Here is a 14,449-nt window from a genome sequence, read left to right as displayed (position 1 = left end):
CGATCCCGTCTGAGTGAAGGGGCGCCTAGAGCTTTCGCGTAAGGGGCATTGCACGGCTAAGGTCCAGCTGGATTCTTGATTTGTGACTGTTGACAATAATGGTCACCAGTCTGAATATAGCGCTCCTGCTCTCTCTATTTAATAAGGGAACCTATGCTCCGGCTCCGACCTTTCCCCATTGCCGCCTGCTTGTTGCCTCTCGTCCTGACGGCGTGTGGTGACTCCTCCAATCTTGTTGATCCGCGCACGCAGGCTCCGCTGGTAAGGCCCGGAACGGTTGAGGGTGCCTCAGAGGCGTCACGCTCATTCACAGGGGTAGTGGCGGCCCGCGTGCAGAGCGATCTGGGCTTTCGGGTTTCCGGCAAGATTCTTGAGCGGTTGGTCGAAACCGGCCAGAGCGTTAAACGCGGTCAGCCGCTTATGCGCCTTGACCCTATCGACCTCGGGTTGCAGGCGCGAGCACAGCAAGAGTCGGTCATCGCCGCCAAAGCCCGAGCCAAGCAGACAGCCGATGACGAGGCGCGATACCGCAGCCTGGTAGCCGCAGGCGCTATTTCTGCATCGGCCTATGACCAGATCAAAGCCTCAGCAGATACCGCAAAGGCGCAGCTTAGCGCCGCTGAAGCGCAGGCTGACGTTGCCCGCAATGCTTCAGGCTACGCAGTGTTATTTGCCGACTCCGACGGTGTCGTGGTGGAGACGCTCGCCGAGCCCGGGCAAGTCGTCAGCCCGGGGCAGCCTGTGGTTCGACTGGCGCGCGCAGGTCAGCGCGAAGCCATCGTGCATCTGCCCGAGACGTTGCGTCCTGCCCCAGGTTCCACTGCGCAAGCGACGCTTTATGGAGATACCGCCAACGCAGTGACTGCGAAGCTGAGGCTGCTTTCCGACTCTGCCGACCAAGCCACGCGCACGTTTGAGGCGCGGTACGTGCTGGAGGGCGCGCTGACCAATGCGCCGATAGGTTCGACGGTTACCCTGCGCATCGCAGAAGGCGCCGCGCAAGCGCAGGCTTTACGAGTGCCCATCGCGGCCCTTTATGACCCAGGCAAAGGCACAGGCGTGTGGGTGATCGCCGGCTCACCGGCAAAAGTTTCTTGGCGCCCTGTTCAAGTGCTGGGGTTGAGCGACGATGCCGCGCGCGTGGCAGGCGATCTCAAGGTCGGTGAGCAGATCGTAGCGTTAGGCGCCCATCTGTTGCGCGATGGCGAAGAAGTGCGAGTGCCCTGGCAGGATCAAGCCAACGTTGCCGGGAGCCATCCATGAGCGAAGGCCGCTTCAATATTTCAGCGATCGCCGTTCGTGAGCGATCTATCACGGTATTTCTGATCTTTTTGATCGCGGTGGCAGGCACCCTGGCGTTCTTCAAGCTGGGGCGTGCGGAGGATCCGCCGTTTACGGTCAAGCAGCTGACAGTCATTACCGCGTGGCCCGGCGCAACCGCGCAGGAGATGCAGGACCAGGTAGCCGAGCCCCTTGAAAAGCGGTTGCAGGAATTGAAATGGTACGACCGCACGGAAACCTACACGCGGCCGGGTCTCGCTTTCACCATGGTGTCGCTGCTCGACAGCACGCCGCCGTCGCAAGTGCAGGAGGAGTTTTACCAGGCGCGCAAAAAACTCGACGACGAGGCCACCAAGCTACCGGCGGGTGTGATCGGGCCATTGGTCAACGATGAGTATTCGGACGTGACGTTCGCGCTGTTCGCTCTCAAAGCCAAAGGCGAGCCGCAGCGCCTGTTGGTGCGTGATGCGGAGTCGTTGCGTCAGCAACTCTTGCATGTGCCGGGCGTGAAGAAGGTCAATATCATCGGCGAGCAGGCCGAGCGCATTTTTGTGTCTTTCTCCCACGATCGGTTGGCCACTTTGGGCATTGCGCCTCAGGAGATCTTTGCCGCGTTGAATGATCAGAACGTACTGACGCCGGCCGGTTCGATCGACACCAACGGGCCGCAAGTCTTCCTGCGCCTGGACGGTGCCCTCGATAAGCTGGAGAAGATTCGCGATACGCCGATTGTGGCTCAGGGGCGCACGCTCAAGCTTTCCGATGTGGCGACTGTCGAGCGTGGTTATGAAGACCCGGCCACCTTTGTGGTGCGCAATAACGCAGAAGAGGCCCTGCTGCTGGGGGTCATCATGCGCGAAGGTTGGAACGGCCTGGATCTGGGCAAGGCGCTGGACGCCGAGACCCGCAAAATCAATGAGCACATGCCACTGGGCATGACCCTGACCAAGGTCACCGATCAAGCCGTCAACATCGACTCGGCCGTAGGCGAGTTCATGGTCAAGTTTTTTGTCGCGCTGCTGGTGGTGATGCTCGTTTGCTTCCTCAGCATGGGCTGGCGTGTGGGCGTGGTGGTCGCCGCTGCCGTGCCATTGACACTGGCGATCGTGTTTGTGGTGATGGCGGCCACCGGAAAGAACTTCGACCGTATTACCCTCGGGTCATTGATCCTGGCGCTCGGGTTGCTGGTAGATGACGCGATCATTGCTATCGAAATGATGGTGGTGAAAATGGAGGAGGGCTACGACCGCATCAAGGCCTCGGCGTATGCCTGGAGTCATACGGCCGCGCCGATGCTCTCCGGCACACTGGTAACGGCGGTTGGCTTCATGCCCAACGGTTTTGCCCAGTCCACTGCCGGTGAATACACCAGCAATATGTTCTGGATCGTGGGCATTGCGTTGATTGCGTCCTGGATTGTCGCAGTGGCTTTCACCCCTTACCTGGGCGTGAAGTTGTTGCCAGAGATCAAGCCGGTCGAGGGTGGGCATGCTGCTATCTACAATACTCCCCGCTACAACCGCTTCCGCCGGGTCCTGACACGGGTCATCGCCCTCAAGTGGCTGGTGGCTGGCACGGTTATCACGTTGTTTGTTGTAGCCGTTCTGGGCATGGGGCTGGTGAAGAAGCAGTTCTTCCCGACGTCGGACCGTCCCGAGGTGATGGTCGAGGTGCAAATGCCCTACGGAACCTCCATCGAACAGACCAGTGCCACCGCGGCAAAAGTCGAGGCTTGGCTGCAACAGCAGGAAGAGGCCAAAGTCATCACCGCCTACATTGGCCAGGGCGCGCCGCGCTTCTTCCTGGCGATGGCGCCCGAACTGCCGGACCCATCGTTCGCCAAGATTGTGGTGCTCACGGCCAGTCAGGAAGCGCGCGAAACCCTCAAGGTTCGTTTGCGTGAGGCTGTGGCTGCAGGGCTCGCCCCAGAGGCCCGTGTCAGGGCGACGCAAATTGTGTTCGGTCCGTATTCACCTTTCCCTGTCGCTTACCGAGTGATGGGGCCTGACCCGACCAAGCTGCGCGAGATTGCCGGGCGCGTACAAGCGGTCATGCAAGCGAGCCCGTTGATGAGGACGGTCAATAGCGATTGGGGCCCACTGACACCGACTTTGCATTTGCGCTTGGATCAGGATCGCTTGCAGGCGGTAGGGCTGACCTCCAGCGCAGTCGCCCAGCAGTTGCAGTTCTTGCTGACCGGCGTGCCGATCACAGCGGTTCGTGAAGACATTCGTTCAGTGCAGGTGGTGGGGCGCGCCGCGGGTGACATCCGCCTGGATCCGGCTCGGATCGAGGGGTTTACAGTGGTGGGCGCGGCGGGCCAGCGTATCCCTCTGTCCCAGGTCGCAGAGGTGGATGTGCGTATGGAAGACCCCATTCTCCGGCGCCGTGACCGTACACCGACGATCACCGTGCGCGGCGATATTGACGAAGGTCTTCAACCACCCGATGTGTCGGGTGTGATCGTCAAGCAATTGCAGCCGATTATCGACACGCTTCCCAACGGCTATCGGATCGAGCAAGCGGGTGCAATCGAGGAGTCGGGCAAGGCCGGCCAGGCGATAGTGCCGTTGCTACCCATCATGATTGCCCTGACGCTGCTGATCATCATCGTTCAGGTACGTTCGATCTCGGCAATGATCATGGTGTTTTTTACCGCACCGTTGGGCCTGATTGGCGTAGTACCGACCCTGCTGATGTTTCATCAACCGTTTGGTATCAACGCCCTGGTTGGTCTCATCGCGCTGTCGGGCATCCTGATGCGTAACACGCTGATTTTGATTGGGCAGATCCATCACAACGCCCAGGAAGGCTTGGATCCATTTCACGCCGTCATCGAAGCCACCGTGCAGCGGGCTCGTCCGGTACTGCTGACGGCGATGGCAGCGATCCTGGCATTCATCCCGCTGACCCATTCGGTGTTTTGGGGCACCCTGGCCTACACGCTGATCGGAGGCACGTTAGTCGGCACCGTTATGACGCTGGTATTCCTGCCGGCGATGTACGCCATTTGGTTCAAGATCCGTCCTGACAATGCAGGTCAAACCGAGCCAGCGAATTAAGTAAGCAAACCCAGTGGATGGGGCGCCATCCCGTCCTCTCGTCGTGCACCTCATCGCTGTAGCGTGGGTGGCGACTGAAAAAATGAAGAGGGTTCAATGAGTAATCTCGAAGCTCAAAAGCGAATCGTGGTCACCGGCGTCGGCATTGTCGGGCCTTTGGGGTGCGCAGTAGAGGAAGTCTGGAAGAGATTGCTGGCCGGGCGTTCTGGTATCCGCAACCTGCCCGACGACATTACTGAGGGTACGGGCATCGCAGTGGGCGGCCAGGTGCCGTCTCTCGAAGAGGATGCCATCGCCGGTTACGACCCGGAGCGCATCATCTCGGCCAAGGATCGCAAAAAGATGGATCGCTTCATCGAGTTTGCATTGGTGGCAGCGCACGAAGCGCTGGAGCAGGCCGGCTGGCATCCAACAGAGGTCACCGACCAAGCGCGGACGGCCACGATCATTGCGTCGGGCGTGGGTGGCTTCGGCGCGATTGCCGACGCAGTCCGCACCACCGATGCGCGTGGTCCTCGCCGACTGTCGCCATTCACTGCACCGTCCTTTCTCGCCAATATGGCGGCCGGGCACGTCTCCATCCGTCACGGCTTTAAAGGCCCGCTCGGCGCTCCCGTCACGGCCTGCGCCGCAGGGGTACAGGCCATCGGCGACGCGGCCAGAATCATCAGAGCCGGTGAGGCGGATATCGCGATATGCGGCGGTACCGAGGCGGCGATAGACCGTGTGACCCTAGGCTGTTTCGCAGCGGCCCGCGCGCTATCCACGGGGTTTGCCGAGCACCCGCAGGCAGCCTCGCGACCGTTCGATCGTGATCGCGATGGCTTCGTCATGTCCGAAGGTGCCGGTTTATTGGTGATCGAGTCACTGGAGCACGCCCTCAGGCGTGGGGCCAAGCCCCTGGCGGAGTTGGTCGGCTATGGTACCAGTGCGGACGCGTATCACCTGACGGCCGGTCCGGAGGACGGCAGCGGCGCACGTCGCGCCATGGAGCAGGCGCTGCGCCAGGCGGCGGTGAGCCCGGCCGACGTTCAGCACATCAACGCGCATGCAACCTCCACCCAGGTCGGCGACAAAGGCGAGTTGGCAGCGATTCGCTCGGTTTTCGGGAGCGGCGCCAGTGTCGCGATCAGTTCGACGAAGTCCGCCACCGGGCATCTGCTTGGCGCAGCTGGAGGTATTGAAGCGGTGTTTACGGTGCTAGCGCTTCGCGACCAAGTGGTGCCACCCACGCTCAATCTCAATCATCCCGATGAGGCAGCCGACGGCCTTGATCTGGTCGCCCTGAACTCGCGACAGTTGCCAATTACCCATGCGCTCTCGAATGGGTTCGGATTTGGCGGTGTGAACGCCAGCGTGCTGTTTCGCCGCTGGGCGCCGGAGGTTGAATAATGAACGCGGCGTGACGTGGCGAGGGTTTTGTCCAGTGGGCCGAAGCGATCTGGCCGCCGGGTTTGAGCACCCCGCGGCTTTTTCACGCCCTCATAGCCGCTCAGCACCTGTTCAAAGCCAATATCCGGGGCTTTGCCGTAGCGTTTGAAGGCCAGTGCTTTCAAAACTGCCTTGGGCCCGATGCCATTGAAGGAAATGAGCGGCTAATGACGTTTGCTCAGGACTGCGCCTGATACCGCTCGGCGGCGCGCGCCTGGCGGATATCCGAGAGCAGCCCCTGGCGCGCCTGATCCAGTTGGTCCCAACGACCTTCGACGTGCAGCGGCGGGATGGTCACTGGCTCGCGGCGGTCAAACCCCAGCAGCGCCGCGTCCACCAGCTCATCCACGTCCATCACTTCCGGCAGTGCGTTAATGTCGATGCCGGCGCGTTCCCAGATTTCGGTGCGGGTGGCGGCGGGCAGAACGGCTTGGATGTACACGCCCTTGGCGGCCAATTCCACGGTCAACCCTTGGGACAGGAATAGGACGAATGCCTTCGTCGCGCCATACACCGACATGCCGAACTCAGGCGCAAAACCCACCACCGAGCCCAGGTTGATGATCGAACCGCTGCCGGTCTGCGCAAAGCGCGGTGCCACGGCGGCGGCCAGACGCGTCAGCGCCACCACGTTCAGCGCGATCAATTGGTCGAGCGCCTGGGCACTCTGGTCAACGATGCCACCGGACTGCGCCATGCCTGCGTTATTGATCAGGATGCCGATACGGGCGTCCTCTCGCAGACGAGTTTCCAGCGCAGCGAGGTCGGCGGCCTGTGTCAAGTCGGCCTGAAACACCTCCACGGCCACGCCGTTTTCCTCGCGCAGTTGCGCGGCCAGTTTTTCCAGGCGCGCGTTGTCGCGAGCCACCAGCACCAGGTCATGGCCACGGCGGGCGAAGCGCTTGGCATAGGTAGCACCGATGCCGGAGGAGGCGCCAGTGATCAGAACAGCGGGGAGCGAAGTCATGGTGAGTATCCTAAGGAATGCCGCAGTGATGGAAAGTGTGCTAATGATTACGACTGAAATCTAAAAAAGTCAACGTTTTGATGTTGGTCGACATCAATGTATGCTTGCGGCCTGTACGGATAAGTTTCAGGTGGACGATGAAAGTCTCTAAACAACAGGCCCAGGCCAATCGCGCGCGCATCGTGCAAACTGCGTCCGCGCTGTTTCGCGAGCGTGGTTATGACGGTGTGGGCATCGCTGACTTGATGGCAGCGGCAGGGTTTACCCAAGGTGGGTTCTACAAACACTTCGAATCCAAGGCCGACCTGATGGCGCAAGCGTCGGCGTGCGGCCTGGCAGAGTCCGCCGCCCGCACAGCGGGGGCGTCAACCGAAGCATTCGTGAACCTTTACTTGTCGCGTGAACACCGCGATCAGCGCGCTACGGGGTGCACACTGGCGGCGTTATGCAGTGACGCGGCACGCAAAGAAGACGAGGTTCGCGCTGCATTTGCCGCCGGCATCGAGGCCCAACTGAGCGCGATGCACGCGGCAAAAGCCGACGGTGAAGAACAAGACCCGGCGACGACGCGTGCCGCCAACCTTGCGTTGATGGCACAGGTGCTGGGTGGGTTGATCATGTCACGGGCCTGCCCGGACGACTCGGCGCTGGCCGATGAAATCCTGGCGGCGTGTCGTGCAGACATCCAAGGGCACCAAGACGAGGAGCAATCCTGAGGACTAACCCCGGGCGCGCTGTTGCAGCGTGCTGAGCCGTTAGAGCCCGGCGTCAGCACACAGGCTTAGAGAAAAAAACAGGGGAGCGGCGTGGCTCCCCTGTATTGGCGCCTCAACTGCTGCGCCCGCCACCGTGGCTGTGTTCCCCTCCTTTACGTCCGGCTTGGGAGGCTTTTTCACGGTCGTTGGCAAAGTTGCCACCGCTGTGTTGGCCGCCTTTACTGCCGGCTTCGGCGGCCCGTTGTGGATCGTTCTTGAAGTTCCCTCCACTGTGTTGGCCGCCTTTGCTGCCCGCTTCGTTAACGCTTGTTTGGCCTTTTTTATCCTGAGTGCTCATTGTCATTTACCTCATGGTTATAAAGGTTATGCAGCTTTCATTAGTGAAGTTGCCTTTGGCGCACGCTAATCAGTTAAGCGTGCTGTTCAGTCTTGATGTATAGGCAAGCTTTAGAACGTCACGAAAGTTGCATTTGTATCGCGCCCGTGTGCTGGCGAACTTACGACGTGCGGCCGCCGCCATGGCTGTGCTGTCCGCCTTTGCGGCCAGCTTGGGCGGCTTTTTCGCGGTCGTTGGCAAAGTTGCCGCCGGACGCCTGGCCGCCTTTACGCCCGGCCTCGGCTGCGCGTTCATGATCATTGGCGAAGTTGCCAGGGTTTTTATTACTGGTAGGCATGATGCATCTCCACTATTTAATCAAGGTTGGTTATTTGAGTGCCCATCGCAACAACGGGCATTAACTCCGATAACGGCACTGACGGGAATGTTTGAAGAATTTTTGAAAATGGCGATGAGCGGTAGTTGCTCAAAATAACTTGTACAAAATGGTCTTTTTAATGCCGCTTCGTATAAGTTTTTAATGTGTCGGTGTGGTCTTTGATATTGAACTGATAGCTGTTATGCCGCTTCGCTTAGTTGCCGCTTCGCTTGCATTTAGAGTGAACCTGTACACTCGGTGCAGGGCCTAAACGTGCATCACTGAATAGGAGGTGCCGTATGCAAACCACTTATTTCTGGGCAGGCGTGGCCGTCATTCTGGTATTGCTCGACCTGTGGATCATCAACAGCGTCTGGCGCAGCAGCAAAACCTCGCGCACTAAGCTGGGATGGACCGCATTGGTGATCCTGCTGCCGTTTGTCGGTGCGGTTATCTGGAGCATTGCCGGTCCGCGGGGTGTGACCAAGGGGCCGTCGTCACCCGAACACAGCAAAGGTTGATAACGACATGGAGAGCGGAGAGCCTCAGGGCGAACTGTGCAGTCGCCGTGACCCGGTGCGCGAAGACATGGCTCTTCAGCGCAAAGTCTGGCGCTTCGAGCGTTGGGGCTGGTACGGGTTGCTGCTGTTGGTGGCGTTGACCTTGGGCGGCTTGTTTTCAAAAGGGCCGCTCAGTGAGGCCCAGGTGCACAGTGCCGATAGTCAGGTGCGCGTGGAGTATCAACGCTTCCTGCGTAACGGTGCATCCGACACGCTGGTGATCCACTTACGCGGTCAACCCAACACCGCGCTTGAGGCGCGCATCGAAGGCGAGTTGCTCCAAGGGTTCAACGTCGAGATGCTGCAACCACAACCGCTCAAGGCCAGCGCGGCGGGTCAGGGGGTCAAGCTGTGGGTACTCAGCGACGCAGATGGCCAGGCAGTTTTGCGTCTGAATCTGCGCAGTGACGGCGTAGGCCGTTTCGACACTCAAGTGGCGCTGGGCGCAGGGGCGGCGCTGCAATTTTCTCAGTTCATTTATCCCTAGGGGGTACACATGGATTCAGTGTTGCGCGCCGCCGCCATTTACCTGGTACTGATGGTGCTGTTCAAAATTGCCGATCGGCGCTCCCTGGCCGAACTCACCACCTTCGATCTGGTGCTGCTGATGGTCATCGGCGAGGCCACCCAGCAAGCCTTGTTGGGCGATGATTTTTCCCTGACCAATGCGGTGTTGGTGATTGCGACACTGATCGCCATCGACATCGGGTTGTCCCTGATCAAACAACGGTTCACCTGGTTAGCCCGGGTACTCGATGGCGGGCCAACGGTGCTGGTGGAGCATGGCCGTTTGCTGCCCGAACGCCTCAAGCGTGCCCGGCTGGATGCCGAGGATGTATTGGAGGCCGCGCGCTCTGCCCAGGGCATCGTCGAACTGCGGCAGATCCGCTTCGCCATTCTTGAACGCAACGGCAAGATCTCCGTGATTCCTTATGAGTGACGCCGTCTAGCTCTATCAGCGCACGCAGTGTGCGGGCCGAAGACTTTTGCAAGGAGGAAAGACCATGTCCATCGCCGCAGCCACCATTGACTGCCTGAAACAACACCGCTTGCTGCTCACCACCGCCGAGTCGTGCACGGCCGGCAAGATCATTACGTTGCTGTCCCAAGTCGAGGGCAGTGGTGCATGTATCGAGTGCGGGTACGTGGTGTATTCCGAGGAGGCCAAGCAACGCTTATTGGGCGTCAGTGCCTACACCATCAAGACGTTCAACCTCACCAGCTGCGAAGTGGCCCGCGAAATGGCCCAGGGCGCCTTACGCGACAGCCCTGCCCAGGTGGCTGTTGCCACTACCGGCCTGCTGGGGCCTGACAGCATCGACGGCATTCCACCGGGCACCGTGTGCTTTGCCTGGGCTTATCACCTCAACGGCGCGGTCAAGGTATTCAGCCGCAAGGAACGCTTCATCGGTTCGCGCGAACAGGTGCAGGTGCTTGCCGCTGAATACGCGTTGAAAGGCGTGGTGCGTTTTCTGGATGAGGCAGTAGGCCGTTAGGCGCGGCAGTGCTGCGGCCTTGGCGGGCAAGCTTTGCATCTGCAGAGCTTGCCCGCTCGTTGGTGTGACGCCGCAGATCAGCGCATCTGCAAGATGATCGGCGTGCTGCTCGCCGGATCGGTGTGCTCGCGCAGTTTGCCCACGTCCTTGGCCTCGACCGCGCTGCCGTGGTTGCCCCAGGTGCTACGCACGTAGGTCAGCACTTCGGCGATGTCCTGGTCGGACAGTTGCTCGCGGAAGGCCGGCATGCGATAGGCGTCCGGAACGCCGGCGGCTACTACGCGCTGGGCGCCGTTGAGGGTGATGTTGATGGCCGAGGCGGTTTCTGTGGCCAGGGCCGAAGTGGCGCCCGCCAGTGGCGGCATCCAATCGGGCTGGCCTTTGCCGTCCAGGCCATGGCAGGAGGCGCAGCGGGTGGCGTAGGTGTGGGCTCCGGGAGCATCCGGGCGGGCGTTGGCGGCCACGGCCTGATAGGCCCAGGGTGCGCCGTCGCGCTGTGGGTCGCCAGGCAGTGACTTGAGGTAGCGGGCAATGGCCGCCAGGTCGTCGTCGCTCATAAACTGAGTCGAGTTGTTGAACGCTTCAGTCATCGAACCGTACACCACCGCGTGCTGGTTGCGGCCGGTCTTGAGGAACTGCACGATCTGCGCCTCGCTCCAGCGGCCCAGACCGGTGTTAGGGTCCTGGCGCAGACTGGGGGCGTACCAGCCGTCGAGCAAGGCGCCGGCGAGGAACGGCTTACCGGCTTCGTCCAGCGCTTTCTCATTGAAGGCCAGGCCGCGCGGGGTGTGGCAACTGCCGCAATGGCCGGGGCCCTGGACGATGTAGGCGCCACGGTTCCACAACGCATCCTGGGCCGGTTTGGCCGCATAGGGGGTGTTTGGCGCGAACAGCCCGTTCCACAGCGCAATCGGCCAGCGCATATTCAGCGGCCAGGGGATGTCGCTGGGGAGGTTGGCCTGGTTGGCCGGTTGTACGCCCTTCATAAAGAAGGCGTACAGCGACCGCACATCATCGTCACTGAGCTTGGCATAGGAGGGGTAGGGCATGGCCGGATACAGCCGCCGCCCGCCCGGCGCTACGCCGTGACGCACCGCGCGGTCGAAGTCGGCGAGGCTGTAACGGCCGATGCCGTGGGTAGGGTCCGGGGTCACGTTGGTGGCGTGGATATTACCCAGCGGCGTGGCCATTTCCAGGCCGCCGACGAACGGTGCCTTGCCGGGCAGGCTGTGGCAGGCCACGCAGTCGCTCAGGCGCGCGACGTACTCGCCACGGCTGACCAGGGCAGGGTCAAATTCGGCGGCTGGCGCCTGCTCGAACGCGGTAACAGGTTGGCGGGTGACATACCACGCCAGCGCGCCGGCGGCGACCAGGCAGGGCACGGCCAACCAGCCGAGGGTTCTTGCGAATCGGTTATTCATGGGCGGTCTCGGTCGGTCAGCTGAAAGTGTGTCGGCTCAATGGCAGGCTGCGCACGCGCTGGCCAGTCAGTTGCGCCACGGCATTGACCACCGCTGGCGCCACCGCCGGTAGCGGAGGTTCGCCGATGCCGCCCATTTTTTCGCCGCTTTCCACGATCTTCACATGCACCTGGGCCATCCGCGAAGGTGGCAGGATCGGGTAAAGGTCGTAATTGCGCGCCCGTGGCTTGCCGTCCACATACACCGCTTCTTCCAGTAAGGTTTGCGACAGGCCCAGGGCCACGGCACCGTTGACCTGCGCCTCGACGATGGCCGGGTTGACGATGCTGCCCGGATCGATGGCTTCCCAGATGTGATGGACCTTGACCTGGCCTTTGTCGATCGACACCTCGGCGATCACCGCCGCATGGGAGCCGAACGGCGAAGCCATGGCCACGCCCCGCGCGCGGCGGGTGCCGTCTTCGGCGGTGTAGGGGCCGCGCTTCCAGCCGCCGGACAACTCGGCCACCGCCTTGAGCAGCGTGGTCAGGCGCGGATTGTCACGCAGCAGGTGCAGGCGCAGGTCGTACGGGTCGCGGCCGCCTTTGTCGGCCAGCTCGTCGAGGAACGCTTCGTAGAAGAAGTCGTTGAGGGAATTGCCCACCGAACGCCAGTAGCCGAGCATGGCCGGGCCTTTGACGTAGATCTGCGCGATGCGCTTGTTGGGGATCGCGTAACTCTTGCCTGACAACCCTTCGAGCGCCGTGGGGTCGAGTTTGTCGCCCTGTTTGCCGGCAATGGCTTCAGTAGGGCCTTCGGTGGCACTCACTGCTTCGATGGCCACGGGCAGGCCGTCGGCGTCCAGCGCGGCGCGGAACTTGACCACCGCCACCGGGCGCAAGACATCGCGCAGGAATTCTTCCTCACGGCTCCAGATCAACTTAACCGGGCGACCCACCGCCTTGGCCAGCGCGATGGCCTGGGGGTACGGGCTGGCCGAGTCATACAGGAAGTGCCGACCGAAGAAACCGCCCAACAGCGGCGAATGCAGATGAATGCGCTCCGGCGCCAGGCCGGTGCGTTTGGCAATGTCAGCGCGGAACATGTCTGGCGCCTGGTTGGGCAGCCAGATATCCAGCGAACCGTCCGGGTTGAAGCGCGCCAGCGCCGACGGCGGCTCCAGTTGCGCGTGGTTGACATATTGGTTGTGGTAGGTCGCTTCGACCTTGGTTTTGGCGCTGGACAGCGCGCCGGCCACATCGCCTTCGTTTTCATCGTCACGGGCCGGGCCTTGCTGGGCCGCGAGGAAATCACGGTAAGCGTCGCTGGAAAAATCCGCCGGCATCGCTCGCACCGTTGAGTCGGCAGTCGGTTCCTGCCAGTCCACTTGGATCGCTTCCACCGCGCGCTTGGCATGCCACCAACGCTCGGCCACCACCGCCACCGCGCCGGGTAATTGATGCACGGAATGCACGCCCTTCATGGCCTCCACCTGAGCCTGGTTGCGCAGGCCGCCGACCGTCATGCCCAGGCGCGGCGCGTGCTGCACGGCGGCATGGAGCATACCGTCGACTTTCAGGTCGATGCTGTACTGGGCCTTGCCGGTGGACTTGTCATAGGCGTCCACGCGTTTGACCGGTTTGCCGATCCAGCGGAATTGGCTGGGGTCGCGCAGGGTGACGCTGGCCGGGTCGGGCACCGGCATGTCCAGGGCGCGGCCGGCCAACTCGCCGTAGCCCAGCGAGCGGCCGGACGCGGCATGCACCACGCGGCCTGGCTGGGTGGTCAACTGTGCCACCGGCACGCCGAGCTGTTCGGCGCCGGCCTGCAGCAACATGGCGCGGGCGAGGGCGCCAAGGCGGCGCATGGTCGGGTAACTCATGCGCACCGACATGCTGCCGCCGGTGATGCGCATGCCGTTTTCCATCACCACATAGGCGTCGCCGGGTGGCGCGGCTTCGACGATGAAAGTGGCGGGGTCGGCGTCCAGCTCTTCGCCGACGATTTGCGCCATGGCGGTATGGGTGCCTTGGCCGCCTTCCATGAACGGGCTGAGCAGGCGCACGCTGCCGTCGGGGCGTATCTCCAGAAACGCCGGCACCTGGGTGCCGCGCTCGGTGCTTGCGCCGGCAGCGGCCTGGGCTCTGGACGCGCCCAGCGGCAGGCCGAAACCAATGACCAGCGCGCCGACGGCGGTACTGGCCAGAAAACGCCGGCGGGACAGGTTGATCGGTTCGCCGAGGGGCAGGCCGGGGATCAGTTCAGGCGTGTTCATCAGGCGTGCTCCTTCCCGGTGGCCAGGTCCTGCACGGCGGCGTGAATGGCGTTATAGGTGCCGCAGCGGCACAGGTTGACCATCGCCGCATCGATCTGCTCCACCGTGGGCTCCGGGGTGTGCTTGAGCAGCGCCGTGGCGGCCATCACCTGCCCGGACTGGCAGTAACCGCACTGCGCCACTTGATGCTCGACCCAGGCGCTGACCACGCGTTTGCCGACCTCATCGGCTTCGATCGCTTCGATGGTAGTGACCTCACGGCCCACTACCCCGGCCACCGGCGTCACGCACGCACGCACCACGTTGCCGTCCACCAGCACCGAGCAGGCGCCACATTGAGCCAGACCGCAGCCGTACTTGGTGCCGGTCAGCCCCAAGTCATCGCGGATCACCCACAGCAACGGCGTGTCGGCGTCGGCATCGACCTGGTAGGTCTTCTGGTTGATTCGTAGCTCCATGGCTGGCTCACCTGCTGATCTTCGGTTAGGGGTACGGTTTTTCTTATAGGGAGGGCGATAGATCGCCCATCGTCGAACTCTAGTCGACTGCGCCAGGGCTATCTATCC

At 62.0% G+C, this 14,449-nt stretch carries 12 protein-coding genes and 2 pseudogenes; 8 read left to right on the top strand and 6 right to left on the bottom strand.

What is annotated here, in order from left to right; all coding sequences use genetic code 11:
- Positions 1-153: 153 nt before the first annotated feature.
- From ABX75_RS20315 to fabF, 3 genes are all read left to right on the top strand, one after another.
- Positions 154-1,263 (top strand): efflux RND transporter periplasmic adaptor subunit, encoded by a 1,110-nt coding sequence (locus ABX75_RS20315; protein WP_047882547.1) that lies wholly within the window; start codon positions 154-156, stop codon positions 1,261-1,263.
- Positions 1,260-4,343, top strand: coding sequence for an efflux RND transporter permease subunit (locus ABX75_RS20310; protein ID WP_034097293.1), 3,084 nt, complete (start codon positions 1,260-1,262; stop codon positions 4,341-4,343). Before ABX75_RS20315 ends, ABX75_RS20310 begins: the two co-directional genes overlap by 4 nt.
- Before the next feature lie 96 nt (positions 4,344-4,439).
- The gene (gene fabF / locus ABX75_RS20305; protein ID WP_047882546.1) at positions 4,440-5,735 is read left to right on the top strand and encodes a beta-ketoacyl-ACP synthase II; all 1,296 of its coding nucleotides are present in this window, start codon (positions 4,440-4,442) and stop codon (positions 5,733-5,735) included.
- Between the two features lie 217 nt (positions 5,736-5,952).
- Here the strand turns inward: fabF and ABX75_RS20300 are convergent, their stop codons facing one another.
- Positions 5,953-6,741, bottom strand: a complete 789-nt coding sequence (locus tag ABX75_RS20300; RefSeq protein WP_047882545.1) for an SDR family oxidoreductase — start codon at positions 6,739-6,741, stop codon at positions 5,953-5,955.
- A gap of 137 nt (positions 6,742-6,878) precedes the next feature.
- Here ABX75_RS20300 and ABX75_RS20295 point away from each other — a divergent pair, with 137 nt between their 5' ends.
- Positions 6,879-7,457, top strand: a complete 579-nt coding sequence (locus tag ABX75_RS20295; protein ID WP_047882544.1) for a TetR/AcrR family transcriptional regulator — start codon at positions 6,879-6,881, stop codon at positions 7,455-7,457.
- 112 nt (positions 7,458-7,569) lie between these two features.
- Here the strand turns inward: ABX75_RS20295 and ABX75_RS20290 are convergent.
- Positions 7,570-7,755 (bottom strand): annotated as a pseudogene (locus ABX75_RS20290) (general stress protein); the annotation flags it as partial.
- A gap of 199 nt (positions 7,756-7,954) precedes the next feature.
- Positions 7,955-8,107 (bottom strand): annotated as a pseudogene (locus tag ABX75_RS20285) (general stress protein); the annotation flags it as partial.
- A 344-nt stretch (positions 8,108-8,451) separates the two neighbouring features.
- Here ABX75_RS20285 and ABX75_RS20280 point away from each other — a divergent pair.
- From ABX75_RS20280 to ABX75_RS20265, 4 genes are all read left to right on the top strand, one after another.
- Positions 8,452-8,673 (top strand): PLD nuclease N-terminal domain-containing protein, encoded by a 222-nt coding sequence (locus ABX75_RS20280; RefSeq protein WP_040267916.1) that lies wholly within the window; start codon positions 8,452-8,454, stop codon positions 8,671-8,673.
- A gap of 7 nt (positions 8,674-8,680) precedes the next feature.
- Entirely contained in the window at positions 8,681-9,199 is a 519-nt protein-coding gene (locus ABX75_RS20275; RefSeq protein WP_034097305.1) for a hypothetical protein, read from the top strand.
- Positions 9,200-9,208: 9 nt separating this feature from the next.
- Complete coding sequence (locus ABX75_RS20270; RefSeq protein ID WP_047882542.1) at positions 9,209-9,652, top strand: DUF421 domain-containing protein; 444 nt, start codon at positions 9,209-9,211, stop codon at positions 9,650-9,652.
- Positions 9,653-9,716: 64 nt separating this feature from the next.
- Entirely contained in the window at positions 9,717-10,208 is a 492-nt protein-coding gene (locus tag ABX75_RS20265) for a CinA family protein (RefSeq protein WP_034137781.1), read from the top strand.
- A gap of 77 nt (positions 10,209-10,285) precedes the next feature.
- On the opposite strand, the gene ABX75_RS20260 is transcribed toward ABX75_RS20265, so the two are convergent.
- Genes ABX75_RS20260 through ABX75_RS20250 form a run of 3 tightly spaced genes read right to left on the bottom strand, consistent with a single transcriptional unit; the run spans position 10,286 to position 14,341 of the window.
- Positions 10,286-11,629 carry a cytochrome c gene (locus tag ABX75_RS20260; RefSeq protein ID WP_047882541.1) on the bottom strand — a complete coding sequence of 448 codons (1,344 nt, stop codon included), beginning with the start codon at positions 11,627-11,629 and terminating at the stop codon, positions 10,286-10,288.
- Between the two features lie 16 nt (positions 11,630-11,645).
- Positions 11,646-13,883, bottom strand: a complete 2,238-nt coding sequence (locus ABX75_RS20255; RefSeq protein WP_047882540.1) for a molybdopterin cofactor-binding domain-containing protein — start codon at positions 13,881-13,883, stop codon at positions 11,646-11,648.
- Positions 13,883-14,341, bottom strand: coding sequence for a (2Fe-2S)-binding protein (locus ABX75_RS20250; protein WP_047882539.1), 459 nt, complete (start codon positions 14,339-14,341; stop codon positions 13,883-13,885). The genes ABX75_RS20255 and ABX75_RS20250 overlap by 1 nt, the downstream gene beginning before the upstream one ends.
- Positions 14,342-14,449 lie beyond the last annotated feature (108 nt).

This window comes from Pseudomonas sp. ARP3, assembly GCF_001029595.1.
Taxonomy (GTDB): domain Bacteria; phylum Pseudomonadota; class Gammaproteobacteria; order Pseudomonadales; family Pseudomonadaceae; genus Aquipseudomonas; species Aquipseudomonas rhodesiae.
This window is presented reverse-complemented; position numbering and strand designations above follow the sequence as displayed.

What these genes read in the sequence shown, in the direction of transcription:
- ABX75_RS20280 (WP_040267916.1), top strand. Translation starts at nt 8,452, where the DNA reads ATGCAAACCACTTATTTCTGGGCAGGCGTGGCCGTCATTCTGGTATTG.
- ABX75_RS20250 (WP_047882539.1), bottom strand. Translation starts at nt 14,341, where the DNA reads ATGGAGCTACGAATCAACCAGAAGACCTACCAGGTCGATGCCGACGCC.
- ABX75_RS20265 (WP_034137781.1), top strand. Translation starts at nt 9,717, where the DNA reads ATGTCCATCGCCGCAGCCACCATTGACTGCCTGAAACAACACCGCTTG.
- ABX75_RS20255 (WP_047882540.1), bottom strand. Translation starts at nt 13,883, where the DNA reads ATGAACACGCCTGAACTGATCCCCGGCCTGCCCCTCGGCGAACCGATC.
- ABX75_RS20295 (WP_047882544.1), top strand. Translation starts at nt 6,879, where the DNA reads ATGAAAGTCTCTAAACAACAGGCCCAGGCCAATCGCGCGCGCATCGTG.
- ABX75_RS20275 (WP_034097305.1), top strand. Translation starts at nt 8,681, where the DNA reads ATGGAGAGCGGAGAGCCTCAGGGCGAACTGTGCAGTCGCCGTGACCCG.
- ABX75_RS20310 (WP_034097293.1), top strand. Translation starts at nt 1,260, where the DNA reads ATGAGCGAAGGCCGCTTCAATATTTCAGCGATCGCCGTTCGTGAGCGA.
- fabF (WP_047882546.1), top strand. Translation starts at nt 4,440, where the DNA reads ATGAGTAATCTCGAAGCTCAAAAGCGAATCGTGGTCACCGGCGTCGGC.
- ABX75_RS20270 (WP_047882542.1), top strand. Translation starts at nt 9,209, where the DNA reads ATGGATTCAGTGTTGCGCGCCGCCGCCATTTACCTGGTACTGATGGTG.
- ABX75_RS20315 (WP_047882547.1), top strand. Translation starts at nt 154, where the DNA reads ATGCTCCGGCTCCGACCTTTCCCCATTGCCGCCTGCTTGTTGCCTCTC.
- ABX75_RS20260 (WP_047882541.1), bottom strand. Translation starts at nt 11,629, where the DNA reads ATGAATAACCGATTCGCAAGAACCCTCGGCTGGTTGGCCGTGCCCTGC.
- ABX75_RS20300 (WP_047882545.1), bottom strand. Translation starts at nt 6,741, where the DNA reads ATGACTTCGCTCCCCGCTGTTCTGATCACTGGCGCCTCCTCCGGCATC.